Source organism: Micromonospora marincola (assembly GCF_056150385.1).
Genome location: NZ_JAXCFT010000003.1, coordinates 429,673 through 454,754, shown reverse-complemented (window position 1 = coordinate 454,754; position 25,082 = coordinate 429,673). Strand labels below are relative to the sequence as shown.

At 74.3% G+C, this 25,082-nt stretch carries 22 protein-coding genes; 15 read left to right on the top strand and 7 right to left on the bottom strand.

Translation table 11 applies throughout. The features are described from left to right. Positions 1 to 32: 32 nt before the first annotated feature. Positions 33 to 1,748 (bottom strand): DEAD/DEAH box helicase, encoded by a 1,716-nt coding sequence (locus tag SM450_RS10480; protein WP_474619506.1) that lies wholly within the window; start codon positions 1,746 to 1,748, stop codon positions 33 to 35. Between the two features lie 146 nt (positions 1,749 to 1,894). Between SM450_RS10480 and SM450_RS10475 the strand changes: the two genes are divergently transcribed. The 4 genes from SM450_RS10475 (at position 1,895) to SM450_RS10460 (ending at position 6,239) form a co-directional block, all read left to right on the top strand. Beyond that, positions 1,895 to 2,428 carry a 2'-5' RNA ligase family protein gene (locus SM450_RS10475; RefSeq protein ID WP_474619505.1) on the top strand — a complete coding sequence of 178 codons (534 nt, stop codon included), beginning with the start codon at positions 1,895 to 1,897 and terminating at the stop codon, positions 2,426 to 2,428. Positions 2,429 to 2,559: 131 nt separating this feature from the next. Next, positions 2,560 to 3,522, top strand: a complete 963-nt coding sequence (locus SM450_RS10470; RefSeq protein ID WP_474619504.1) for a hypothetical protein — start codon at positions 2,560 to 2,562, stop codon at positions 3,520 to 3,522. A 4-nt stretch (positions 3,523 to 3,526) separates the two neighbouring features. Then, positions 3,527 to 5,137 (top strand): asparagine synthetase B family protein, encoded by a 1,611-nt coding sequence (locus tag SM450_RS10465; protein WP_474619503.1) that lies wholly within the window; start codon positions 3,527 to 3,529, stop codon positions 5,135 to 5,137. A gap of 118 nt (positions 5,138 to 5,255) precedes the next feature. Beyond that, complete coding sequence (locus SM450_RS10460; RefSeq protein ID WP_474619502.1) at positions 5,256 to 6,239, top strand: carcinine hydrolase/isopenicillin-N N-acyltransferase family protein; 984 nt, start codon at positions 5,256 to 5,258, stop codon at positions 6,237 to 6,239. A gap of 34 nt (positions 6,240 to 6,273) precedes the next feature. Here SM450_RS10460 and SM450_RS10455 read toward each other — a convergent pair whose 3' ends face one another. Continuing rightward, positions 6,274 to 6,870 (bottom strand): HD domain-containing protein, encoded by a 597-nt coding sequence (locus SM450_RS10455; RefSeq protein WP_474619501.1) that lies wholly within the window; start codon positions 6,868 to 6,870, stop codon positions 6,274 to 6,276. Between the two features lie 128 nt (positions 6,871 to 6,998). Next, positions 6,999 to 8,435, bottom strand: a complete 1,437-nt coding sequence (locus tag SM450_RS10450) for an LVIVD repeat-containing protein (RefSeq protein WP_474619647.1) — start codon at positions 8,433 to 8,435, stop codon at positions 6,999 to 7,001. Between the two features lie 153 nt (positions 8,436 to 8,588). Here SM450_RS10450 and SM450_RS10445 point away from each other — a divergent pair, with 153 nt between their 5' ends. Together SM450_RS10445 and SM450_RS10440 are read left to right on the top strand one after the other, a co-directional pair. Beyond that, positions 8,589 to 9,284 (top strand): DUF305 domain-containing protein, encoded by a 696-nt coding sequence (locus SM450_RS10445; protein ID WP_474619500.1) that lies wholly within the window; start codon positions 8,589 to 8,591, stop codon positions 9,282 to 9,284. An 18-nt stretch (positions 9,285 to 9,302) separates the two neighbouring features. Then, positions 9,303 to 10,526, top strand: coding sequence for a sensor histidine kinase (locus SM450_RS10440; RefSeq protein WP_474619499.1), 1,224 nt, complete (start codon positions 9,303 to 9,305; stop codon positions 10,524 to 10,526). Between the two features lie 120 nt (positions 10,527 to 10,646). Here the strand turns inward: SM450_RS10440 and SM450_RS10435 are convergent, their stop codons facing one another. Then, positions 10,647 to 12,038 (bottom strand): serine/threonine-protein kinase, encoded by a 1,392-nt coding sequence (locus tag SM450_RS10435; protein ID WP_474619498.1) that lies wholly within the window; start codon positions 12,036 to 12,038, stop codon positions 10,647 to 10,649. A 513-nt stretch (positions 12,039 to 12,551) separates the two neighbouring features. Here SM450_RS10435 and SM450_RS10430 point away from each other — a divergent pair. The 8 genes from SM450_RS10430 to SM450_RS10395 all read left to right on the top strand — a co-directional run bounded on the left by SM450_RS10430 (position 12,552) and on the right by SM450_RS10395 (position 19,518). Then, positions 12,552 to 13,175, top strand: a complete 624-nt coding sequence (locus tag SM450_RS10430; RefSeq protein WP_474619497.1) for an RNA polymerase sigma factor — start codon at positions 12,552 to 12,554, stop codon at positions 13,173 to 13,175. Positions 13,176 to 13,191: 16 nt separating this feature from the next. Further along, positions 13,192 to 13,965 carry a hypothetical protein gene (locus SM450_RS10425; protein WP_474619496.1) on the top strand — a complete coding sequence of 258 codons (774 nt, stop codon included), beginning with the start codon at positions 13,192 to 13,194 and terminating at the stop codon, positions 13,963 to 13,965. Between the two features lie 132 nt (positions 13,966 to 14,097). Further along, on the top strand, positions 14,098 to 15,333 hold the full coding sequence (egtA, locus tag SM450_RS10420; protein ID WP_474619495.1) for an ergothioneine biosynthesis glutamate--cysteine ligase EgtA: 1,236 nt from the start codon (positions 14,098 to 14,100) through the stop codon (positions 15,331 to 15,333). Next, positions 15,330 to 16,658, top strand: a complete 1,329-nt coding sequence (gene egtB / locus SM450_RS10415) for an ergothioneine biosynthesis protein EgtB (RefSeq protein WP_474619494.1) — start codon at positions 15,330 to 15,332, stop codon at positions 16,656 to 16,658. The genes egtA and egtB overlap by 4 nt, the downstream gene beginning before the upstream one ends. Positions 16,659 to 16,667: 9 nt before the next feature. Beyond that, positions 16,668 to 17,450, top strand: coding sequence for an ergothioneine biosynthesis protein EgtC (gene egtC, locus SM450_RS10410; RefSeq protein WP_474619493.1), 783 nt, complete (start codon positions 16,668 to 16,670; stop codon positions 17,448 to 17,450). Then, on the top strand, positions 17,450 to 18,415 hold the full coding sequence (gene egtD / locus SM450_RS10405; RefSeq protein ID WP_474619492.1) for an L-histidine N(alpha)-methyltransferase: 966 nt from the start codon (positions 17,450 to 17,452) through the stop codon (positions 18,413 to 18,415). The genes egtC and egtD overlap by 1 nt, the downstream gene beginning before the upstream one ends. Before the next feature lie 228 nt (positions 18,416 to 18,643). Next, positions 18,644 to 19,231, top strand: a complete 588-nt coding sequence (locus SM450_RS10400) for a TMEM165/GDT1 family protein (protein ID WP_474619646.1) — start codon at positions 18,644 to 18,646, stop codon at positions 19,229 to 19,231. Positions 19,232 to 19,317: 86 nt separating this feature from the next. After that, the gene (locus tag SM450_RS10395; RefSeq protein ID WP_474619491.1) at positions 19,318 to 19,518 is read left to right on the top strand and encodes a hypothetical protein; all 201 of its coding nucleotides are present in this window, start codon (positions 19,318 to 19,320) and stop codon (positions 19,516 to 19,518) included. Positions 19,519 to 19,581: 63 nt separating this feature from the next. Here SM450_RS10395 and nhaA read toward each other — a convergent pair whose 3' ends face one another. Then, positions 19,582 to 20,877 (bottom strand): Na+/H+ antiporter NhaA, encoded by a 1,296-nt coding sequence (nhaA, locus tag SM450_RS10390; RefSeq protein ID WP_474619490.1) that lies wholly within the window; start codon positions 20,875 to 20,877, stop codon positions 19,582 to 19,584. A gap of 156 nt (positions 20,878 to 21,033) precedes the next feature. Then, positions 21,034 to 22,887: a polysaccharide biosynthesis protein gene (locus SM450_RS10385; protein WP_474619489.1), complete on the bottom strand. Its 1,854-nt coding sequence runs from the start codon at positions 22,885 to 22,887 to the stop codon at positions 21,034 to 21,036. A gap of 185 nt (positions 22,888 to 23,072) precedes the next feature. Between SM450_RS10385 and SM450_RS10380 the strand changes: the two genes are divergently transcribed. Beyond that, positions 23,073 to 24,521 carry a tyrosine-protein kinase domain-containing protein gene (locus tag SM450_RS10380; RefSeq protein ID WP_474619488.1) on the top strand — a complete coding sequence of 483 codons (1,449 nt, stop codon included), beginning with the start codon at positions 23,073 to 23,075 and terminating at the stop codon, positions 24,519 to 24,521. On the opposite strand, the gene SM450_RS10375 is transcribed toward SM450_RS10380, so the two are convergent. After that, the gene (locus tag SM450_RS10375) at positions 24,502 to 25,047 is read right to left on the bottom strand and encodes an arsenate reductase/protein-tyrosine-phosphatase family protein (protein WP_474619487.1); all 546 of its coding nucleotides are present in this window, start codon (positions 25,045 to 25,047) and stop codon (positions 24,502 to 24,504) included. The two genes, SM450_RS10380 and SM450_RS10375, sit on opposite strands and share 20 nt — an antisense overlap. Positions 25,048 to 25,082 lie beyond the last annotated feature (35 nt).

Here is a 25,082-nt window from a genome sequence, read left to right as displayed (position 1 = left end):
TTCTGCATAAGCGGGGGCCCCGCTTAACACCATCAGTGGCGGTCGGTGCCGTCGCGGTCGCGCCGGACGGTCGCCTTACGGCCCTTGATGGTGCTCCCGCGCAGCCCCTGGATCACCTCGTCGGCCAGCGCCTGGGGCACCTCGACAAGCGAGAACCGGTCCGCGATCTCGATCGAGCCGATGTCCCGCCCGCTGGCCCGGGTCTCGCCGGTGATCGCGCCGACCAGGTCCTGCGGCCGTACCCCGGCCCGCCGGCCCAGTCCGATGAAGACCTGCGTGGTGCCGGCGGCGCGGGAGCGTACGCTGCCGCGCCGGTCCCGGCTCTCGGGCCCGGTCCGCCCGTCGCGGGCCGGGCGGACGGCGACCTGCGGGATCTCCTCCTCGTCGGCCGTGCCGGGCAGGGTGGCCTCGTGCGCCAGCCGTACCGCGGCGAGCGCGACCTCCATCAGGTCGAACTCGTCGGTGAGCGACTCGACGACCGCCCGGAACGGCTCCAGGTCGTCTTCGAGCACCGACTCGCGCACCGCGGCCTGGGTCAGCTCGAACCGCCGGGTCCGCAGGTCGGCGACCGTCGGGATCTTCTCGACCACGATCCGCTGGCCGGTCACGCGCTCGATCGTCTTCAGCATCCGGTGCTCGCGCGGCTCGGCGAGGGTGATCGCCACGCCCTCCCGGCCGGCCCGGCCCACCCGGCCGATCCGGTGCACGTACGACTCCGGCGCGGACGGGACGTCGTAGTTCACCACGTGGGTGAGCTGCTCGACGTCCAGCCCCCGGGCCGCCACGTCGGTGGCGACGAGCAGGTCGGCGGTGCCGGAGCGCAGCCGGCCCATCACCCGGTCCCGCTGCTCCTGGCTCATCCCGCCGTGCAGCGCCTCGGCCCGGTAGCCGCGGCCGTTCATCGTCTCGGTGAGCCGGTCCACCTCCTCGCGGCTGCGGCAGAACACGATCGCCGCGGTGGGGGACTCGACGTCCAGCACCCGGCCCAGCGCGGCCGGCTTGTGCGCCCGGGCCACCAGGTAGGCGCTCTGCCGCACCCGGGGCGCCGCGCCGGCCACCTGTCGCTCGCGCTCGATCCGGATGCGGACCGGATCGGTCAGGTGCTGGCGGGCCAGCCCGTCGATCCGCGCCGGCATGGTGGCCGAGAAGAGCACCGTCTGCCGGCCGGCGGGGGCGTGCTCCAGGATCGCCTCGATGTCCTCGGCGAAGCCCATGTCGAGCATCTCGTCCGCCTCGTCCAGCACCACCGTCGTCAGCGAGGACAACCGCAGCGTGCCCCGGGCGATGTGGTCGAGCGCCCGGCCGGGAGTGGCCACCACCACGTCCACGCCGTGGTCGAGGGCGCGCAGCTGGCGGCCGATCGGCTGCCCGCCGTAGATCGGCAGCACCCGGGCGCCCAGGTCCTTGCCGTAGCGGTGGAACGCCTCGGAGACCTGCACGGCCAACTCCCGCGTCGGCACCAGCACCAGCGACACCGGGTCGCCGTCCGGCCGCGTGGTCGGCATCCGCTGCAACAGCGGCAGGGCGAACGCGGCGGTCTTGCCGGTGCCGGTCGCCGCCTGGCCCAGCAGGTCCTGACCGGCCAGCAGCGGCGGGATGGCCTCGCGCTGGATCGGGGTCGGCTCCTCGTAGCCCAGGGCGGCCAGCGCCCCCAGCAGCTCGGTGCGCAGCCCGAGATCCGCGAAGGCGGTGGCGTCCTCGGCGTCGGCGGGGGTGGCGGGGTCGGTCGGGGTCGGTGCGGCGCTCATGTGACAAGCTTTTCATCACCGCCCGACGCGGGTCGCGGCGACCGGCGCAAACGTTCGCCACGCCACCCGGGCCGGCCCCCGTGGGCGGCTCGGCGGACCCGGCCCACGGGACGTCGTGGCGCGTCGCCGGGGTCTAGCCTGATCTGGTGCGGACGGTGGAACTGCTCTGCTCGCCGGAGCTGGACGCGACCGTGCGGGCGGCCTGGAGCCGGCTCGCCGCCGCCGGCCTGCCCAGCATGGCCCGCAACACGCACCCGACGAACCGGCCGCACCTGACGCTGGCCTCGGTCGACGTGTTCCCGCCCGGCGCCGAGCAGCGCCTGGCCGATCTCTGCGACGCCGCGCTGCCGCTGCCCGTGCGGCTGGACCGGCTGGCGGTCCTCGACGGCAGCGCCCCGCTTGTCTGGTTGGTCCACCCGACGCCGCAGCTTGTCGCGCTGCACGGCGCGGTCTGGGACGTGCTGGCCGAGGCGACCGGCGCGCACCCGTGGCACCTGCCGGGCCGGTGGGTTCCGCACCTGAGCCTGGCGTTGCGCTTCCGGGGCGCGGACCGTCGCCGGGCCCGGGCGGTCGCCGGGGCACACCGTCCGGCCGGCGAGTTCGTGGCGGCCCGCAGCTACGACGGCGACACCCGTACGGTGAGCGAGCTGGCCGCCGCCTGCCCCCGCCCGGGCGGCTGAGCCGGAGTCGACGGTGTAAAGAGAAACTGTTCGGAGGATATCCGGGCATTACGCGCGGCGACACCCTCTCGGCTCATTACCGTGTGTTATGGCTTGATTACACCGTGTCCTGCCGAGAGGGGACGGAGACCATGCGAGTGCCCAGCCGAAGCCCCGGCCGCCAACCCGGCTCCGCCGTCGCGTCCACCACCCCCGCCCGTCGACTGCCGCCCGGTGCGCCGCCCACCGGCGACGCGGGCCCCGACCTGGCCGCGTACCGGGCCGCGGTGACGGAGCTGCTTGTCGAGGTGGGGGCGCTGACGGACGCGCCGTCGACGGGCGCCCGGCAGGTGCTGCTCGACCAACGGCTCCGCGAGCCGGCCATCGCCGCGGTGCTCGACGGGACCCCGCAGGGGGTGGTCGGCGCCCGGGAGACGCTGCTGCTGGAGATGGCCCGCTACCGGCCCAACTCCCGCACCTCGGCGCAGGACCTGACCGCCCTGGTCCGGATCTATCTGCTGTCCCGCGTCGACGTGCTGTGGTGGCGGGACAGCCCGACCTTCCTCACCGACGAGCAGGTGCGCGGCAGCGTCGACCTGGTCGACCTGGAATGGCCGCGTCGCCGGGGACTTCTCGAGTTCCGCTACCGGGAGCAGCCCGCCACCGTGCTCGGGCGCGGGTTGCGGGCGTTCGGGCGGCGGGTGCGCCCGGGCGCCACGCCGCACACCGCCGGCCTGCTGTTCCCCCGGGCCCGACGCGAGATGATCGCCTTCCTCAACGACCTGGCCCGGGAGTTCGCCGCGGTGACCCGGCCCGGCACGCCACCGCTCTGGGTGACAAGCCTGGCCCGCAGCGCCGAGCACCAGCACCGGCTGCGCCGGCTGGGCTACGCCGCCATGGTGCCCAGCGGACACTGCCTGGGCTGGGCGGCCGACGTGGAGCTGGAATGGTACGAGCGGTTCGGCTCCCGCGCCGCCCTCGCCGGCCTGCTGCTGGCCCGGCAGGACGCCGGTGAGATCAACGTGGTCGACGAGGGACAGGCCTGGCACCTCTGCCTCGCGCCCGGCGCCCGCCGCAGGTTCCGGCGGGCGTACGAGGCCGAGATGGGGGTGTGAGGCGGTGTGCGGGATCGCGTTGAGCATCGGCCCCGAGGCCGACCCGGCCACCTTCCGTCGGATGCTTGCCGCGCTCGCCCCGCGCGGCGAGGTGACCGAGACCCGGCAGGAGAACGGCCTGCTCGCCGGCGTGCGCCGGCTGCGGATCGTGGACCGCGACCGGGCCGTGCAACCCTGGGTCTCGCCCGACGAGCGGCACCTGCTCTGCTTCAACGGTGAGGTCTTCAACCACCACGAGCTGCGCGCCGAGCTGACCCGGCTCGGGCACGACTTCCGCACCGCCGGCGACACCGAGGTGGTGCTCGCCGCGTTCCGCCAGTGGGGCGAGGAGGCGGTACGCCGGCTGCGCGGCGAGTACGCCTTCGCGGTGGTCGAACGGGACAGCGGCCGGGCGTACCTGGCCCGGGACCCGCTCGGGGTGAAACCGCTCTACTGGTCCCGCGGCCCGTCCTGCCTGCACGTCGCCTCCGAGGTCAAGGCGCTTGTGGGGCACGGCGCCCCGATCAACGAGGTGCCGCCGGGACATCACGGCTGGGCCGGGACGGACGCGGTCCGGTTGCGCCCGCACGTCGACCTGCTCACGGTCGGCGCCGGGCTGCCGGTGATCGACGACCCGGACGAGGCCGCCCTGCTCGTCCGGGTCGCGCTCACCGACGCCATGCGGGTCCGCCTGGACACCGACCTCCCCGTCGGCGTGGTGCTCTCCGGCGGCCTGGACAGCACGCTCGCGCTGCTGCACGCCCGGGAGCTGCACCCCGACTGCGTCGCGGTGACCGTCGGCGCGCCGGGTAGCCCCGACGTGGCGTACGCGCGACGCCTCGCCGCCGACCTCGACGTGCCGCACGAGGTGATCGAGCTGCGCCCGCGCGACATCCGGCTGGCCGACGTGCGCGAGGCCATCCGGATCTCGGAGCTGACCGAGTACGGCGACATCATCAACGCGGTGGTCTCGGTGCCGATCTTCCGCCGGCTGGGCGAGCTGGGCGTGCGGGTGGTGCTCACCGGCGACGGCTCGGACGAGCTGTTCGGCGGTTACCCGATGTATCACCAGGTGGGGCCGGAGCGGTCCCGCCGGTTGTTCCTGCACCGGATCCGCAACCTGTGCCGGACCGAGTTGCAGCGGGTGGACCGGGCCAGCATGGGCCACGGGGTGGAGGCCCGGGTGCCGTTCCTCGACCTCAGCGTGGTGGAGCTGGCCATGCGGCTGCCGCTGGACCTGAAGCTGCGGGGCGGGCAGGAGAAGTGGATCGTCCGGCAGGCCTTCGCCGACCTGCTGCCCGACTATGTCCGGCGGCGGCCGAAGAACCCGATGTCGTACTCGTCTGGGCTGCACGAGCGGGCCCGGCTCTACAAGCCGCTCTTCGCCCGGTTGCACCGCTCCTTCGGCTACGACCTGCTGGAACCGGTCCGGCGGGACTTCGACAGCGTGCTCACCCGCTGCGGCAACGACCTCGACCGGGCCATCGCCGACGGCCTGGCCCGGCCCGACTACACCGTGCTGGAGCACGCCCGCGACCTGGTCGGCGCGGCCCGGTGGAACGCCGCGCCGGTGGTCCGTCGGCTGGTCACCCCGCGTCGCACCCGGGGCGGTGACGAGGCGCCCCTGCCGGGTTGAGCCGGACGCGGCCCGACGGCGGCGGCCCGATCGCGGCGGCCCGACGGCCGGCCAGTGGAGCCGCCGGCCTCCGGTCGCCCGATGGACAGCGACCGTCGTCTCTTCTAGCGTCGCGGGCATGCGGAGGACCGTCGTCGCCACCGTGCTCGCGCTGCTGCTCGTCGGCACCGGATGCGGGGAGAGCCGCGCGCCGGCCGGCGCCGGCTCGCCGACCGCCTCCCGGCAGGACGCCGGCCAGGTGGAGCGCACCCTCGCGAGCCTGCGCAAGGTCGACGACCTGCCGCTGTACGAGATGACGTACGTCGGCGACTACGACCCGAGCGCCGGGGTGGCCGACGCCACCCCGCCGAGCCCGTTCGGCTGCTCGCTCTTCGCCGCCCTCGGCGACCGCGACCGTCCGCTGTTCGCCCGCAACTTCGACTGGGAGCCCAACCCGGCGCTCGTGCTGCGCACCGACCCGCCGGACGGGTACGCCTCGATCTCCCTGGTGGACATCTCCTACCTGGGCGTCACCGCCGACCCGGCCGGGGACCGGCGGTTGCTCGACGCGCCGCTGCTGCCCTTCGACGGGATGAACGAGCGGGGCCTCGCGGTCGGGCTGGCCGCCGACGACGGCGCGCGGGCCGAGCCGGTGCCCGGGCGGCCCACGGTGGGCTCGGTACGCATCCTGCGCCTGGTGCTCGACGCGGCGGCCACGGTGGACGAGGCGGTCACCGTGTTCGAGCGGTACAACCTGGACTTCGACGGCGGGCCGCCGCTGCACTACCTGCTCGCCGACGCCACCGGGGCCTCCGCCGTGGTGGAGTTCGTCGACGGGAAGCTGACGGTGGACCGGCGACGGGGTCCCTGGCAGGCGCTGACGAACGTGCCCGCCGCCGGCGTGCCGGACCGGGACCTGCGGCGGGACCACCGGTACGAGGTGCTGGCGAAGGAACTGGACCGGGTCGGCGGCGTGCTTGACGCGGCCGGGGCGCTGCGCCTGCTCGACGGCGTGCGCCAGGCGCACACCCGCTGGTCGGTGACGTACGCGCTGCGCGGTGGCGAGGTGCGACTGGTCACGGCCGGCGGCGCCACCCGGGACTACCGACTGCCGACGAGCTGACCCGGCCCGGTCCACCCGCATTCCGGCGCCCCGGTCAGACGATCGGCTGCCGGTAGGCGCGGGCGAGGGCACGCAGATCCGGTTCGCCGAACCGCTCGACGAGCGCCGCGAACCGGACGACCTTGTCCGCTCCGAAGCGACGGACGGCGGCGGCGTAGGAGGCGGCGGAGACGAACGTGGGCGGCGTGGTCTTGCTGTGGAACTTGTCCGCGTACATGACAAGTTGCTCCTCGCCCGTGGTCGCCGTGTAGTCGGCGACCGGGAGCGGGAGACGCTGCCGGAGCACGTCCTCGCGGCTGATCCCCACCCCGGTGTGCCGGGAGCAGAAGCGGCCGAGCGACTCGGGCAGGCCCGCGTCCCGCAGCAGCGCGTGTCCCAGCACCCCGTGCCGGACGTAGTTCTCCTCGTCGAGCCGGCCGGCGGCGCCGTAGAGGCGGTAGACGCCGATGTCGTGCAGCAGGCTGCCGGCCCGCACCAGGGCGGCGTCCAGGCCCGCGCCGTGCCGGGCGAGCAGGTGCTCCGCCACCTCGCACACGATCCGGCAGTGCGTCCAGACCAGGTGGAACGCCTCCGGCGTGGGCGCGACCCACTCGTGCAGCGCCCGGATCTGCTCATCCGTCGGCACCGCCACCCTCCCCCCTCCCACCCCTCCCACCCCCGGAGCGCGCTGTTTCACGGAAAGAGTGGCTTCCGGCCCGGGAATGGGCCCTCTTTCCGGGAAACAGCGGCGCCCGGGGTGGGGGAGGGGGTGGGGGTGGGTCACCAGCTCAGGTAACCCGCCTGGGTCTGCACGTTCAACTCGGGCACCCGGATCAGTTGGGCCAGCCAGGTACGCGGGTCGCGCAGTTCCAGCACGTCCAGGCCCTTCTGGATGTCACTTGAGTAGATGTGGCCGTTGTACCAGTAGGCGGACCAGGAGCCGCCGGTACGCAACTGGGTGTCGTCGAGCGGCCCGCGCTCCCAGTAGGCGATCTCCTTCGGCTTGCGGGAGTCGGTGAAGTCCCACACCGAGATGCCGCCCTGGTACCACGCCTGGACCATGATGTCGCGGCCGGGCACCGGGATGAGCGAGCCGTTGTGCGCCACGCAGTTCTCGGTGTCGGCGTTGGCCCGGGGGATCTTGTAGTAGCTGCGGAACGCCAGCTTGCGGGCGTTCCCGCGACCGGTGATGTCGTAGATGGCGTCCGCGCCGCGGTTCGGCCCGACCGCCTCGTTGCAGGTCGCCGCGCCGCCGCCGCCGAGTTCGTCGGTGAAGACGACCTTGGTGCCGGAGTTGTTGAACGTGGCCGAGTGCCAGAACGCGAAGTTCTCGGTGTCGGTGACCCGTTCGATCACCCGCGGCGCCTCCCGGTTGGCGATGTCCAACAGGATCCCGTCGCCCATGCACGCGCCGGCGGCCAGGTCCTTCGACGGGTACGCGGTGATGTCGTGGCATCCGGTGGTGGCGGACTTCTCACCCGGCACGCCCGGGTAGCCGCCGTCGGGGAAGAGGTTCGGGGTGGCGACCACCGCGGCCGAGGTGGGGCTCTTCACCGGCACCTTGACGATGGAGATGGAGTCGTGCGGCGGCTGGCAGTCCGGGAAGTCGTCACGTGGGCTGTACGACGAGACGTAGAGGTAGACGTCGCGCCGGTCCTTGCCCGGCACCAGCGTGTGGGTGTGCGAGCCGCACGCCGTCTCCACGGACTTGATGTAGCGCGGGTTGCGCTTGTCGCGGATGTCGAAGATCTTGATGCCCTCCCAGGACTCCTTCACCGAGGCGGGCTGGGAGGTGCTGGCGCAGGAGTCGTCGCTGCGGGACGAGTCGGTCGACAGGAACAGCAGGTCGCCGCTGACGGAGATGTCGTTCTGCGAGCCGGGGCAGAGCACCTGCGCCACGATCGTCGGCCGGCTCGGCCGCGACACGTCGTAGGTGACGAATCCCTCGTAGTTGCCGACGAACGCGTACCGGCCCTGGAAGGCGATGTCGGTGCCGAGCGCGGACGTGGTGTCGAACGGGCCCTGCTTCGGCAGGTTGGCCACCTGGCGCAGGTTGGGGCTGCTGGAGATCTCGTCGACACCGGGGACGGCGCGGTCCACGGTGGCCGGCGCCGCCTGGGCGCGGGGGATCTCCTGGGCGCTGCTCGGCGGCGCGGCGACCACGCCGGCCAGCAGCAGGCCGGCGGCGGCGAGGCTGACGATCCGGGTACGGGACATGTGGAGGTCGATCATCGGCAACACCCTTCGAAAGGGGATGATGATTCGCCACACCTTACCGAGATGTGACCGTCATCAATGTGATGCCGGTCACATCAGGGAACTTTCGTCTATGGATAGGATCGCTGTCACCTCGACCGGAGGGAGGGTCGTATGACCGTCCGGCAGGCTCGCGTGTGGCTCCCCGTCACAGCGCTGGCGGCGCTCCTGGCCACCGGCGGCGTGGCGCTCGCCGGGTGCGACGACACCGGTCCGGCGGCGGCCCCGCCGAGCCCGGCCACCACCGCCCCGGCCACCACCGCCACCGTCTCGGCGCCACCGGTGCTGGTCCCCGGCCGACCGGGGGAGCCGGCCGCCACCCGCGCCGCCGGGCAGGTCCGCGCCGCCGCGACGCCGCGGTGGAACAGCCTCGACGTCTGGTACGTCCGGATGATGATCCCGCACCACGAGCAGGCCCTGGCGATGGCGACGCTGGCCCCCGGCCGGGCCGCCGACCCCCGGGTACGCGCCGTCGCCAACCGGATCCGGGCCGCCCAGGGGCCGGAGGTCGGCGTGCTGCGGGCCTGGCTCCGCACCCGCGACCTGCCCGTCGAAGTCACCGGCCACGACCACGGCACCATGCGCGGGATGCAGTCCGCCGAGTCGATGCGGCAGCTCGCCGACGCCCACGGCGCGGCGTTCGACAGGCTCTTCGTGCGGATGATGACCGCCCACCACCAGGGCGCGGTGGTGATGTCCACCGACCTGCTCAAGGTCGGCGCCGACCAGGCCATGCAGGAGTTCGCCAACGGGGTGGCCGTCGAGCAGTCCACCGAGATCGGCCGGATGCGCGCCCTGCTCACCCCCTGAGCCCACCCCGTACGCTGGGTGACCGTGGACCGCCTGATCCTCGGCCGCCCGCTGCGCGGCGTCGCGTTCGACGTCGCCGTCTCCGGGCTGGTCGTCCTCGTCGCCGTGCTGGGCCTCGCCGCCGAGCAGGGCGGCCTGCCGGCGTTCGCGGTCGGTATGGCGATGGCGGTGGCGCTGCTGTTCCGGCGTACCCACCCGTCCGCGGTCGCCGTCGCGGTGGCCGCGTTGGCGCTGCTCCAGGTGATCGTCGGCTGGGGCCCGCTGGGCTACGACATCGGCGTGCTGATCGCCCTCTACAGCGTGGTCAAGTACGCCCACCGCGCGCGGGACGGCATCCTGGCCGGGATCGGCGCCGCGATCGGCGTGCTGCTCTCCGCGTTGTCCTGGCCCGGGCCGGCGCCCTGGTGGGCGGGCGCGCTCTACTACGGCCTGATCACCGGTGCGGTGTGGCTGGTCGGGCTGAACGTGCGGACCCGCCGCCTCTACGTGCTCAGCCTTGAGGAACGCGCCGCGACGGCGGACCGGGAGCGGGAGGCGGAGTCCCGGGCGGCGGTCGCCGAGGAACGCACCCGCATCGCCCGTGAGCTGCACGACGTGGTCGCGCACAGCCTGGCCGTGATGATCGTGCAGGCGGACGGGGTGCGGTTCACACTCGACCGGGACCCGGCGACCGCGCGGGAGGCGGCCAAGGTGGTGGCGGACACCGGCCGCCAGGCGCTGGAGGACATGCGGCGGCTGGTCGGCGTACTCCGGGAACCCAGCCGGCCGGAGCCGGCCGCGGTGGCGGACGAGCCCACCGGCGAGCTGGCGCACCGGCGTCCGGCGCTCGTGGAGCTGCCCGCGTTGCTCGACCGGTTCCGCGCCGCCGGGCTGCGGATCGACTGCGACGGCGCCGGCACGCCGGCGCCCCTGCCGCCCGGCCTGGAGCTGACCGTCTACCGGGTGGTGCAGGAGAGCCTGACCAACGCGCTCAAGCACGCCGGCGTGGGCGCGTCGGTGGAGCTGACGCTCGACTGGGACGCCGACACCGTCGCGGTCCGGGCGGTCGACGACGGGCGCGGCCGTCCGGTGGTCCGGCCGGCCCCGTCCGGCGGGCACGGCCTGGTCGGCATGCGGGAGCGGGTCGGGGTGTACGACGGCAGCCTCGCCGCCGGCCCCACGCTTGCCGGCGGGTGGCGGATCGAGGTGCGGCTGCCGCTGCCCGCCGCGGCCGGCGCCGAGGAAGGGAGCGCGGCGGCGTGACCGTGCGGGTGATGATCGTCGACGACCAGGCGCTCGTGCGCGCCGGCTTCCGGATGGTGCTCGACTCGCTGGCCTACGAGAGTGGGCTGGTCACCCCCGGCGGCTGACCCGGCGTACGCCTCAGGGGCGGGTGACCGGCGCTCCGCCGGCCTCGCCCCCGTCGCCCCCGGCCGGAGCGGTAGTGGTGGTGGTCGTCTCGGTCGGGGCGCTGGTCTGGGACGGGGCCGGGCTGGTCGCCGGCGCGCTGCTCGGCGCGGTCGGCGCCGTCGACGGCGTGTTCGACGGGCTCGGCTTGCCGGACGGGCTCGGCGAGGCGCTCGGCGAGACGGACGTCGTGGTCGACGGCCGGCCGCCCGGACCCGCCGGACGATAGGTGTAGTCGTCGTCGCCCGACGGCCCGTCGGTGACCGCGGTGTCCGCGACCGAGTCGCTCGGCGCGACCGCGGGCCGGGTGCCGTCGATCTGGGTGGCCGGCGCGTTGGCATCCTTGCTGGCGGCCAGCAGCGCGCCCAACGCGGTCACCGCCACCAGCACCGCGCCCAGCGCGCCCACGAGCGCGCCGCGCCGGCCCCCGCGCCGCGGCCGGGCGACGGTGGCCGCCGTCCGGACCACCGGCTGCTCGTCGCGGGTCCGCCCCGGACCGGCCGCGCCACGCAGCGCCGCCGGCACCGTCGCGGTCGGCGAGCCGGCGCCGGCGGCCCGGGCCGCGTCGGCCATCGCCGCGGCGCTCGGGTAGCGGTCCGCCGGGTCCTTGGCCAGGGCACGGGCCACCAGCTCGCGGACCGGCGCCGGGATCTGCGCCGGCAGCTCCGGCGGCTCGTCGTCGAGATGGCGCACGGCGACCTGGAGCGGGTTGTCGCCGGTGAACGGCGGGCTCCCGGTCAGGCAGCAGTAGGCCACCGCGCCCAGCGCGTAGACGTCTGTGGCACCCGAGACCGGGCGCCCCGCGGCCTGCTCGGGCGCCATGTAGAGGGCGGTGCCGGGCACCGCGTTCGCGCTGGTGATGCTCGTGACGTTCGTCGACCTGGCGACCCCGAAGTCGACCAGGACCACGGTGCCGTCCTCCTGCACGAGCAGGTTGCTCGGCTTGACGTCGCGGTGGACGATGCCCCGCCCGTGTGCCCCGTGCAGCGCCTGCGCCGTCTGGGCCACGATCGACATGGTCTCGGCGACCTCGAGTTGCCCGGCCTCCTCGATCCGCCGGGACAGCGGCTCCCCGGCGACGAACTCCATGACCAGGTAGTCGGCCCGGCTGCCGTCGGGCAGCTCGTCCTCGCCGCAGTCGAAGACCTGGACCACGCCGGGGTGGCGCAGCGACGCCATGATCCGCGCCTCGGAGCGGAACCGGGCGATGAAGTCGGGGTCGGAGACCAGCGCGGGAAGGAGCACCTTCACCGCCACCTGACGGCCGAGCACCAGGTCCTTCGCCCTCCAGACGTCGCCCATGCCGCCGGTGGCGACACGGTCATCCAGGCGGTACCGACCGCTGAGTACGACGTCCGAGGAGAGCATCCCCATACCGTACCCACAGCGGTCCCGAAGTATTTCCGGCGATCTCTCCCGTCGCTGCCGGCGAGCGGCTCCGCACCTGTCAGCCGAACGGTCGGCGGCCGTGCGGTAGGTGCGCTCACCGTGACCGAGCGGGTACGATCGGCCAGAAAGTGCCGATCTCCCGGCGGGCATCCCTCATTTCCGTCTCTTCTCCGCGACGCATGGCGGCCCGGTGGTGGTCTTCGTTACATCGACACGCCGACGCCGGCGGTAGACATTTCTCTCCTCTTTTCGTCCGTCCGTGCCTTGCCGGCCCCGCCGAGGCCTCCTAGCGTTGGCCCGGCTCCCGGTCGCCGCGGGACGCCGGTACGGTATGACCCGCCCCGGCCGTACCGGCGGCAGTGTCCAGGTGCGCACCGGGTTCCGTGCCGGTGCCGAGCAGCTCAGCGGGGGGCCGAGGGTGCGGATGGCGGTGTGCTCTCCCGCGTCGGCGAACACCCGGCCCCGGGCACGTGCCCCGCGCGGGCGGCGACCGTGACCGTGGAACTGAACGAGGCCGTCGCCGAGGCACAGGCCGGTGACGAGGAGGCGTTCCGCTTCCTCTACCGCAACCTGCAGCCGGCCCTGCTCCGTTACCTGACCACGCTCGTGGGCGCCGACGCCGAGGACGTGGCCTCGGAGACCTGGCTGCAGATCTCCCGGGACCTCCCGTCGTTCACCGGCGGCGAGTTCCGCGCCTGGTCGGTCACCATCGCCCGCAACCGGGCCATGGACCACCTGCGTCGGCAGCGCCGGCGTCCCGCGGTCCCCGTCCCGGTCCAGGAGCTGAGCGATCTGGCGGCGGACGTCGACACCGCAGACCGGGCCGGCGAGGCCCTCGGCACGGCGAGCGCGCTGGCGCTGATCCGTACGCTGCCGCCGGCCGAGGCCGAAGCGGTGATGCTGCGCGCCGTCATCGGCCTCGACGCGGAGACCGCCGGACGGGTGCTCGGCCGGCGGGCCGGCGCGGTACGTACGGCGGCGCACCGTGGGTTGCGTCGGCTGGCCGTGCTGCTGGAGCGGACCGCTCCGGAGAACGCCCCGGGCGCGGTCGCTCCCCGTCCCCGCACCGACCGCCCGGCGCCGCACGCGTCCGAGGCCGAGCCGGCGGAGGGCTGACGTGAGGGGAATCGGCATGAACTCGTCCCGGCCCGGAGGGCCGGCCGACCGGTCCGAATCCGACCGGCTCCTCGACGCCGCGCACGCCGCGACGCCGCCGGAGGCCGGCGCCGACGCGCTGACCCGGCTGCTCGCCGCCGCGGTCGCCCCGGCCACCGGTGACGAACTCGACGGGGAGGAGCGGGCGCTCGCCGCCTTCCGGGCCGCCCGCGCGGCGCCGGCGGCCCCCGCCCCGGTCGCCGCCTCGCGTCCGCGTCGCCGCCTGCGGGTCGCCGCCGCGTTGTCCGGGCTCGCCGCCACCACCGTCGCCGGGGTGGCGTTCGCCGCCGTCCGCCTGGACCGTGCCCCGGAGCCGGTGAGCCCGTCGGTGTCGACCTCGACCGGCGCCGGCACGTCGGGTGCCGGGCCCTCCGGCGCCGGGCCGTCGCGGCCGACGCCCAGCGGTCCGCCCGGCGAGGCGTCCGGCGCGGTGCCGTCGCCCGCCCCGTCGGTCCCCGCCGCGCCCTCCGGCGCCCCGTCCGTCCGGCCGCCGGTCGAGGGCAAGCTCGCCGGCCACTGCCGCGCCTATCTGGCCAAGTCGGAGCAGCAGCGGGCGAAGGCCCTGACCAAGCCCGGTTTCGCCGACCTGGTGGCCGCGGCCGGCGGCCCGGACCGGGTGGAGAGCTACTGCCGGGGGATGGCGCCGACACCGACGGGACCGGCGCAGAAGGAGTCCGCGCCGAAGGGGCCGACGCCGAAGGAGACGCCGGACGAGGGCGACGGCAAGCCCGGACCCGGCGACGACGACTGAGCCATCCGCGCCTCCCCGATTCCGGACAAAAATTCATCTCCCCGGGAGCGTCACATCCTTCTGCTAGACAGATGATGGTGGGACGCGCGGGCCGACGGTGCGGTCGCCCGTCTCCGGGAGAGGAGCCGTCACGTGGTGATGTCGCCGGAGCTGGATCGGGGCACCGTCCTGGGAGACGAGGCCGCGGCCCGTGGACACCTGGCCAGGATCTGCTTCAAGACCGGTCCACCCACCCTCACCGGCGTCGAACTGGAATGGACGGTGCACGACGCCGCGGACCCGACCCGCCCGGTCGACCGCGAGCGACTGTGCGAGGCGTTGGGGCGGCACCGCCCCGTCACCCTCGACCCCACCAGCCCGGCCGACGAGCTCCGGCACGGCGGCGCCGTGACCGTGGAGCCCGGCGGGCAGGTGGAGATCTCGGCCCCGCCGCGACCGTCGGTCGCCGCGCTGCTCGCGGCCACCGAGGCCGACGTCGCCGAGCTGCGGACCCGGCTGCACACCGCCGGCCTCGTGCTGGGCCGCACCGGCATCGACCCGTGGCGACCGCCGCGACCGGTGGTGCAGACCCCTCGCTACCGGGCCATGCGCGGCGTCTTCGACCGACACGGCCCGGCCGGCCGGACGATGATGTACAGCACGGCCGGGCTCCAGGTCTGTCTCGACGCCGGTGAGCCGGACCAGGTGGCGCAGCGCTGGGCCGCCGCGCACGCCGTCGGCCCGCCGCTGCTGGCCGCCTTCGCCACCGCCGGCCGGCACGCGGGCCGGCGGACCGGTTGGGCGTCCGCCCGGATGGCCGCCTGGCTGGCCATCGAGCCGGCGCGGACCCGCCCGGTGTGGTCGCCGGGGCGGGCCGACCGCGACCCGGCGGCGGCCTGGGCCGGCTACGCGCTCGCCGCGCCACTGCTCTGCGTCCGCGGCGACGGTCCCGACTGGACCCCGCCGGTGGGCGTTACCTTCGCCGACTGGCTGGCCGGGGCGCTGCCCCGCCCACCCACCACCGACGACCTGGAATACCACGTCAGCACGCTGTTCCCGCCGGTCCGCCCGCGCGGCTACCTGGAGTTGCGCTATCTGGACGCCCAGCCGGGCCGGGAGTGGACCGTGCCGGTGGCGGTGCTCGCCGCGCTGTTCGCCGACCCGTCGACCACCCGCGACGCGCTTGCCGCCGCCGCGCCGGTCGCCGACCGCTGGCACGCGGCGGCCCGGCACGGGCTGGCCGAGCGTGCGCTGGCGACCACCGCGGCGACCCTGTTCGACCTGGCGCTTGCCGCCCTGCCCGGGCTGGGCCTGCCGGCCGGTCGGCACGACCAGACCCACCGAGCGATCCGGCGGCGCCGTGCCGCCGCGGAGAGGGGACACCGGTGACCACCATCGAGCGGCCGGGCGCCGACGCCGAGCGGCTGCGCGCGCGGATCGCGGCCGAGTTGGAGCGCACCCGCGCCCGCACCGCATCGCTCACCGACGCGGTGGACGACGACGACCTGGTCCGGCAGCACTCCACGCTGATGTCGCCACTGGTCTGGGACCTGGCGCACGTCGGCAACCAGGAGGAGCTGTGGCTGGTGCGCGACGTGGGCGGGCGGGAGCCGGTGCGTCGCGACATCGACGACCTCTACGACGCCTTCAAACAGCCCCGCAAGGACCGGCCGGCACTGCCGCTGCTGCCCCCGGCGGAGGCCCGCGCGTACGTGCGCACGGTGCGGGACAAGGTCTACGACCTGCTGGACGGGATCCGGTTCACCGACCGCAGGCTGGTCGAGGACGGCTTCGCGTTCGGCATGATCGTGCAGCACGAGCAGCAGCACGACGAGACCATGCTCGCCACCCACCAGTTGCGCGCCGGCGGTCCGGTGCTTCCCGCCCCGCCTCCGCCCGAGCCCCGGGTGCGCGTCGGCGGCGAGGTGCTGGTGCCGGCCGGGCCGTTCACCATGGGCACCTCCACCGACCCGTGGGCGCTTGACAACGAGCGTCCGGCGCACACCGTCGACCTGCCGGCGTACCGCATCGACGCGGCGCCGGTGACGAACGGCGACTACCGCGCGTTCATCGCCGACGGCGGCTACGACGAGCCGCGGTGGTGGAGCGGGGCCGGCTGGCGGCACCGGGTCGAGGCCGGCCTGAGCGCGCCGCTGCACTGGCGGCGCGACGGCGACGGCTGGGCGTACCACCGGTTCGGCCGCTGGTCCGCGGTGCGTGACGACGAGCCGGTGGTGCACGTCTGCTGGTACGAGGCACAGGCGTACGCGGCCTGGGCCGGCAAGCGGCTGCCCACCGAGGCGGAGTGGGAGAAGGCGGCCCGCTGGGACCCGGCGACCGGCCGCTCCCGCCGCTATCCGTGGGGCGACGAGGACCCCTGCGTCGCGCACGCGAACCTCGGGCAGCGGCACCTGTGGCCGGCGCCGGTCGGCGCGTACCCGCGGGGCGCCTCACCGCTCGGCGTGCACCAGCTCGTCGGCGACGTCTGGGAGTGGACCGCCAGCCCGTTCCGCGGGCATCCGGGGTTCACCGCGTTCCCCTACCGGGAATACTCAGAGGTCTTCTTCGGCGACGACCACCGGGTGCTGCGGGGCGGCTCGTTCGGCACCGACCGGTCGGCGTGCCGGGGCACGTTCCGCAACTGGGACTACCCGATCCGGCGGCAGATCTTCAGCGGTTTCCGCTGCGCCCGCGACGCCTACCCCGGGGAGTGACGCGGCCCGATGTGCCGGCACCTCGCATACCTCGGCCCCCCGGTCACCCTGCGGAGCCTGCTGCACGACCCGCCGTACGGGCTGCTGCGGCAGTCCTGGGCGCCGCGCGACATGCGCGGCGGCGGCACCATCAACGCCGACGGCTTCGGCGTCGGCTGGTATCCGGCCGGCGCCGACCCGGTCCGCTACCGGCGGGCCCAGCCGATGTGGAGCGACACGACGTTGCCGGAACTGGCCGCGGTGACGTCCGCCGGGGCGGTGCTGGCGGCCGTCCGCTCGGCGACGGTCGGCATGCCGCTGCACGAGACCGCCGCCGCGCCGTTCGCCGAGGGGCGCTGGCTGTTCAGCCACAACGGCGTGGTCCGGGGCTGGCCGGACAGCCTCGTCCCGCTCGCCGCCGGGCTGCCCGTCCGCGACCTGCTCACCCTCGACGTGCCGACCGACTCGGCACTGGTCTGGGCGCTTGTGCGGCACCGGCTGCGGGCCGGCGTGGGGCTCGGCGAGGCGGTGGCCGCCACGGTCGCGGCGGTCGGCGCGGCGGCGCCCGGCTCGCGGCTGAACCTGCTGCTGACCGACGGCGTGACGGTCGCGGCAAGCGTGGTCGGGCACGCGCTGTCGGTGCGGCGCGGCCGGGGTTCGGTGCTGCTGGCCTCCGAACCGTTCGACGACGACCCCGGCTGGCGGGCGGTGCCGGACGGGCGGCTGGTGCTGGCCACCGCGGCCGGGCTGGACATCCGGGAGTTGACCGCCGCCGAGCCATCCATTTCGACCGGGAGCAGAGAGGACGCCTGATGAGCGCGGAGCCGCTGGAGATCCACCTGGAGGAGCAGGACCTCGACCGTGCGTTGCGGGAGGACGTGCGGGTCGGGCTGACCGCGTCGCCGAAGTGGCTGCCGCCGAAGTGGTTCTACGACGCCCGGGGCAGCGAACTGTTCGAGGAGATCACCCGCCTGCCGGAATATTATCCGACCCGGGCCGAGCGGGCGGTGCTTGCCGCGCACGCCGACGACGTCGCGGCGATGACGGGTGCGAAGACGTTGATCGAGCTGGGGTCGGGCTCGTCGGACAAGACCCGGCTGCTGCTTGACGCGTTCACCCGCCACGGCGACCTGGGCACGTTCGTGCCGCTCGACGTCTCGGTGAGCGCGTTGCGCTCCTCCACCGAACGGATCGCCGCCGCGTACCCGGGGCTGCGGGTGCGGGGCATCGTGGGTGACTTCACCCGGCACCTGGATCGGCTGCCCACCGGCGGCCGGCGTCTGGTGGCGTTCCTCGGCGGCACCATCGGCAACCTGCTGCCGGTGGAGCGGGCCGGGTTCCTCGCCGCGATGCGCGCGGCGCTGGAGCCCGGCGACTGGCTGCTCATCGGCACGGACCTGGTGAAGGACCCGGGCGTGATCGTGCCCGCCTACGACGACGCGGCCGGGGTGACCGCCGAGTTCAACCGCAACGTGCTGCGGGTGATCAACCGGGAGTTGGGCGCGGACTTCGACGTGCCGGCGTTCCGTCACGTGGCGGTCTGGGATCCGGAGCGGGAGTGGATCGAGATGCGGTTGCGCGCCGAGCGCCCGACCCGGGCGCGGGTGCTTGACCTCGACGTCGCGTTCGCCGCGGGGGAGGAGCTGCGGACCGAGGTGTCGGCCAAGTTCCGGCCGGCGGGGATCGCGGGGGAGCTGGCCGGCGCGGGTTTCGCGCGGCAGGCGTTCTGGACCGACCCGGCCGGGCTGTTCGGGGTGAGCCTGGCCCGGGCCGACTGACCGCCGCCGTGGTTCCGGCCACACCGGGCGACCGGGTGCGGCCGGGATCGGCTAGGCTGGCCGGCGCGAAGGGGAGTAGCCCCCAATGTCGTGGTCGACACACTGGTGCGTTCCGCACCCGGCCACGCGGCCCCGGTCCCCGGGGCGGGCGAGACCTTCGACCCAGGCTGTCGCAGCCGGGTCGAGGGCACCCCTGTCTCTCCTCCCGGCTTGATCGGGAAGGTTCACATGGAGGGTTTCCTCGTCGCGCTGGTGGTCAGCTTCGGCGTCATCTTCGTCGCCGAGCTGGGGGACAAGTCCCAGCTCATGGCCCTGACGTTCGCCACCCGCTTCCGCCCGCTGCCGGTGCTCATCGGCATCACCGTCGCCACCGCGATCGTCCACCTGGCCTCGGTGGCGATCGGTGTCGGCCTCAACGCGGCCCTGCCCACGGGCTGGATCTCGCTCGTCGCCGGCCTGGCGTTCCTCGGCTTCGGCGCCTGGACGCTGCGCGGCGACAAGCTGACCGAGGAGGAGAAACGCAAGGCCGAACGCAGCACGAAGTCGGCGATCGTCGCGGTCGGCGTCGCGTTCTTCCTGGCCGAGCTGGGCGACAAGACCATGCTCGCGACCATCACGCTCGCCACCAAGTACGGCTGGTTCGGCACCTGGCTCGGCTCGACGCTGGGCATGGTCGCGGCGGACGCGCTTGCGATCCTGGTGGGCCGGATGCTCGGCCGGCACCTGCCGGAGCGGGCCATCCGCTACGGCGCGGCCGTGCTCTTCGCCATCTGCGGCCTCTGGCTGATCTTCGAGGCGATCCGGGAGCTGAGCTGAATCCGGCTCGGATGATCGGGAAAGAGCTCGGTGGGTAAGACCAGACGTGACGGTGGACGAGATCGGACGACCGGGAGGTTCCGCGGATGAGCAGGCATGACGAGCCCAACGAGTACGGCTTCGCCGGGGGCGCCACGGCGCCGGAGCCGCCGGCCGGCGGTCGGGCGGACGAGCAGGACCGCGCGGAGCAGGTCGCGGTGCCGGGTGACGACCTCACCGAGCCGGTCGCCGACGCGCTGGAGGAGACCGAGGACGGCGACGGGGCCCGTCGCGCCGGGCAGCGCTGACCCGCCCGCGGCGCCGGCCGCCGTCCCCCGGCATCGGGGGCACGGCGGCCGGCGCAGCGCAGGTCAGACCGGCTGCTCCTGGTAGACGTCCGGGATGCCGTCGCCGTCGGCGTCCCGCCGCTCCCGCTCACTGATCCGCCGGTAGACCCGGTTGCGCCGGACCAGCACCGCCGCGGCCAGGGCGGCGGAGATCAGCGAGCCGAGCAGCACCGCCACCTTGACGCCGTCCTCCTCCGGGCTGCCCACGCCGAACGCCAGCTCACCGATGAGCAGCGACACCGTGAAGCCGATTCCGGCCAGCAGCGCCAACCCGAGCAGGTCCGTCCAGGTGATCTCCTCGTCCAGCTCGGCGCGGGTGAACCGGGCGAGCAGGTACGTCGACCCGAACACCCCGATCACCTTGCCCAGCACGAGCCCGGCGGCCACGGCGAGCACCACCGGGTTGGTGAGGACGTCGCCCAGGCCCACGCCGACGACTGTCACGCCGGCGGCGAAGAACGCGAAGACAGGTACGGCGAAACCGGCGGAGATCGGCCGCCAGCGGTGCTCCAGCCGCTCGGCGAGCCCCGCCTCGCCCCGGCGGTTGCGGATCACCGGCACGGTGAAACCGAGCAGCACCCCGGCGACCGTGGCGTGCACCCCGGAGGCGTGCACGAGCGTCCAGGCCGTCACCGCGAGCGGGATCAGCGCCCACCACCAGGTGCGCCGACGCTGCACCAGCAGCGCGAACGCGGCGATCGGCAGGAGCGCGCCGAGCAGCGGCAGCGGGTGGAAATCGGCGGTGTAGAACACCGCGATGATGGTGATGGCGAAGAGGTCGTCGACCACCGCGAGGGTGAGCAGGAAGGCCCGCAGCCCCTGCGGCAGGTGCGAGCTGACGACGGCGAGCACGGCGAGCGCGAAGGCGATGTCGGTGGCGGTGGGGATCGCCCAGCCGCGTGACCCGGTGCCGCCGGCGCTCGCGGTCACCGCCAGGTAGACGAGGGCCGGCGCCACCATGCCGCCGAGCGCGGCGACCACAGGCAACGCGGCGCGTCGGGGATCGCGGAGGTCACCGGCGACGAACTCGCGCTTGAGCTCCAGACCGACCACGAAGAAGAAGATCGCCAGCAGCCCGTCGGCGGCCCAGCCGCCGAGGCTGAGGTCGAGGTGCAGCGGCGCGCCGTCGGGCCAGGGCACCCAACGGCCCAGCGCCGCGTACGCCGCGCGCCACGGCGAGTTGGCCCAGATCAGGCCGAGGACCGCGCCGAGCAGCAGCAACCCGCCGCCGACCGTCTCGGCGCGCAGCACCTCGGCCAGGAAGCGGGCCTCCGGCCAGGAGCGGCGGGACAGCAGGCGGGGCGGGGCGTGATCGGGCATGCGGCATCCGTTTCGGGAGCAGGGGTCGACGATGTGGACGCCGACCAGGCTTCCCGGCACACCGGGATCAACCCTAACGGCTGCTCCCGGTGGCGGCGAGCGGAGCCGGTGGGACGCACCTCTCACCACCCGGATGCGGTCCCACCGGCCGGCGGCTCACCGCTGCCCGGGCAACGCCGGCAGGGACGCGCCGCTCTCGCAGAACACCGCCAACCGCTTGATCAGCTCGTCCGGGTCGGCGTAGGGGTCCAGTCCGCGTACCTCCTCCGGGTCGAGCGGGGGCACCGGAACGTGGGAGATCAGCGGGTGCAGGGGGCGGGTGTCCGACTCGTCGGTGCCGAAGAGGTGCTCGTGCAGCTTCTCGCCCGGCCTCAGCCCGGTGTAGACGATGTCCACCGGGTGGTCCGCCTCGGCGGCCAGCCGGCGTGCCACGTCGGCGATCCGGACCGGCTCGCCCATGTCGAGCACCAGCGCCTCGCCGCCGCGACCGATCGTGGCGGCCTGGAGGACCAGGTGCACGGCCTCCTGCACGGTCATGAAGTAGCGGGTGACGTCCGGGTGGGTGACGGTGATCGGCACGCCGGCGCGGATCTGCGCCTGGAACGCGGTGAGCACCGACCCGCGGCTGCTGAGCACGTTGCCGAACCGCACGCTGAGGTAGGTGCCGCCCAGCCGCTGCGCCTGGTGGGCGGTGAGCCGTTCGGTGATCCGCTTGGTGTAGCCGAGCACGCTCGTCGGGTTGGCCGCCTTGTCGGTGGAGATGTTGACGAACTCCGCCACGTCCCGGCACGCCTCCAGCACGTTCAGGGTGCCCCGGATGTTGGTCTGGATGGCCTCGCCGGGGTGCCGCTGGAGCATGGTCAGGTGTTTCAGCGCGGCGGCGTGGAACACCACGTCGGGCTGCCGGTCGGCGATCACCCGGGTGATGCCCTCGGCGTCGCGGATGTCGGCCAGGATCAGTTCGGGTCCGTCCAGCAGCGCCCGGCCGTGCAGCGACATCTGGAGCGCGTGCAGCGCCGACTCGTCCCGGTCGAGCATCATCAGCTCGTCCGGCTCACACCTGGCGATCTGCCGGCACAGCTCCGAGCCGATCGATCCGCCCGCGCCTGTGACAAGCACCCGGCGTCCGGCCAGCCCGCCGCGTTCGACCGGTAGCTCGGCCACCCGGTGGGCGCGGCCGAGCAGGTCGGTGAGCTGGAGGTCGCGTACGTCGGTGGCGGCGACCGGACGGTCGAGCAGCTCGCGTACCGGTGGCAGCACCTTGAACGCGGCCCCGGCCTCCAGCGTGCGGGCCCGCACGTCGCGCAGCAGCCGCGGGTCCGAGCCGCTCATCGAGAAGATGACGGTCTTGGCCCCGGTGGCGCGGACCGCGACGCCGAGCTGCTCCCGGCCGCCGAGGACCCGCAGCCCTTCCAGCCGGAGTCCGCGGCTGTCCGGGGCGTCGTCGAGCAGGCCCGTCGGCCGGTAGTTGCTGTCCGGGTCGTGCAGCAGCACCCGGACCAGTCGTTCACTTGCCGCGTCGACGCCGTAGACCAGGCAGCGTTCGGCGTGCCGGGGGGTCGGGTGGCGCCGGTCGGCGTGCGCCCGCCACAGTCCTCGACCGGCCGCCATCAGGACGAGCGCGACGGCGCCGCCGACAAGCGGCGTGGTCGCCGGGACCGGCCGCTGCGCCCAGGGCAGCACGCCGGCGAGGGTGACGACGGCGGCGATCCCGACGGTGGCGGCCAGCCCGCGGGCGTCGCCGGCGCTGCCGATCGGGTAACGGCCGTAGACGCGGGACCGCAGCGATGCGAGGAGCGCGTAGAGCGCGGCGCAGGCGAGCGCGACGCCGAGGGTACGGGCGCTGCGGGCGCCGGTGAGCGCGAACTCGTACCGGGTCCAGGCGGCGCCGAGAAATCCTCCGCACCACGCGGCCGTATCAAGCGTTAACAGGGAGAGGGTGGCGGCGCGGTGGGTGGTTCGGCTGCGGGGTCGCACGGCGTGCTCGGCGGCGATGGCTTCACGATCCATGGTTGCCCTCTGTAATCCATCCATATTAAGTGGATTTGCGTAGTCCGTGCATGTCTGGTCGTTTATATTCATCCGGTCACCTGACGTGGTGAATGGGTGATTCGATCCTGGCATGGCTACTGGTGCTTTTAGGGGGCTTTCGTGCAGTTTCATCGGCAGACCGGCGTGTCGCGAGGGGGAGCCTGATGGATGTCTTCGGCTACCTGCGCCTGGTCCGACGCCACTGGTGGATCGTGCTGGTCACGGTGATGCTGACCGTGGGCGCCGCCGCTCTGGTGACGGTCCGTACCACGCCTCGCTACCAGGCCTCGGTGACCTTCTTCGTGAACACTCCGAGCCAGGGCGTCACCGCTGCCTACCAGGGCAGCCTCTTCCTCCAGCAGCGGGTGAAGTCCTACGCCGACCTGCTCACCAGCGACCGGCTGGCGCAGAGCGTGGTCGCCGACGCCCCGCTCGGGCTCACCGCCGACCAGGTGCGCGGCCGGATCGCCACCTCCACCAAGCCGGACACGGTGCTGCTCACGGCCACCGTCACCGACACCGACCAGAACCGGGCGCTCAAGACCACCGAGGCGCTCTCGGCCAAGTTCACCGACCTGGTCAAGAAGGTGGAGACCCCGGGGGACAACGAGCCGTCACCGATCAAGATCGAGGTGGTGAGCGGCCCGCGGGTGACGTCCAGCCCGGTCTCGCCCCAACCCGTGCGCAACCTGGTCCTGGGCGGGCTGCTCGGCCTGCTGGCGGGCGCCGCGCTCGCGGTGCTGCGCGGCCTGGCCGACGTCCGGATGCGGGACGCCGCCGCGCTCCAACGGGTGACCGGCAGCCCGCTGCTCGGTGAGATCCCGTTCGAGACCTCCGCGCGGACGGCGCCGCTGATCGTCGGCGACGCGGCCACGTCGGCCCGCGCCGAGGCGGTCCGGAAACTGCGGACCAACCTGCGCTTCGTGGACGTGCACGAGCCGGCCCGGGTCATCGCGGTCACCAGCGCGCTCCAGGGTGAGGGGAAGACCACGATGGCCTGCAACACGGCCATCGCGCTGGCCGAGGCGGGCTGGCGGGTCCTGCTGATCGACGCCGACCTGCGCCGCCCCAAGGCCGCCGACTATCTCGGCCTCGACGGCGGGGTCGGTCTCACCGACGTGCTTGTCGGTGACGTCCAGGTCGGTGACGTGGTGCAGCGGTGGGGCGAGAAGTCCCTGCTGGTGCTGCCCAGCGGCGCGACCCCGCCGAACCCCAGCGAACTGCTCGGGTCCAAGGCGATGGCGGACCTGCTGGTGGCGCTGCGCGAGTCGGCGGACATCGTGATCATCGACACCGCGCCGCTGTTGGCGGTCACCGACGGCGTGGTGGTGGCGGTGCAGGCCGACGGCGCGCTCCTCGTCACCCAGCAGGGGCGGACCTCGCGCAGCCAGGTGGCCGCGGCGGCACGGGCGCTCAGCTCGGTGTCGGTGCGCCTGCTCGGCTGCGTGCTCAACATGTCCAAGGTGGGCAAGGCGGACGCCTACCAGTACGAGACGTACAAGGTGGTCGTGCCCGCGCCGCCGGTGCCGACCGACCGGGCCGAGACGACCCGGCGGGATGGGCAGGCGCCCGTGGGCGACCGGACGCAGGAACTCACCCGGCTTTCGCGATGAGCGCGAGCACGGGCCGGATCGACCGTTCGATCTCCTCGGCGCAGCGCCGGAAGTCGGCCGGCGAGCCTCCGATCGGGTCCCGCAGATCGTCCGCGCCGGGGGCGGCAGGTTGCAGCCGCCCCCGGGCGCGGACGGCCGCGGCCACGGCCGCCCGCAGCGGGGTGTCCCCGTCCGCGCGGGCCGGCCTCGCCGCGGCGGCGAGCCGGGCGAACTGGTGCAGCGTGAACGTGCGGCCCAGCGCGGCCGGCGCCAGCGCGGTGCAGGCCGAGCGCTGCCGCCGGGTCGCGGTCAGCACCAGCGCGGCGCCGGTCAGGTGCTCCGGGCGCAACCGGCGGGTGCGGAAGGCGGTGACGTCCGCGCCTGTCATCTCGACGGCGTACGGGTGCATGCCGCCGCCGTCGGCCGCGTCGGTGCCGGCGCTGGCGGCCACCACCGGGAGGTCGGCAAGCAGCCGGCGGGCGATGAACTCGGCCATCGGCGACCGACACATGTTGGCCTGGCACACGAAGAGCAACCCGTCGAGCATTCGTACCCCTCTGGTCGGTGTGGCGGCCGGCAACG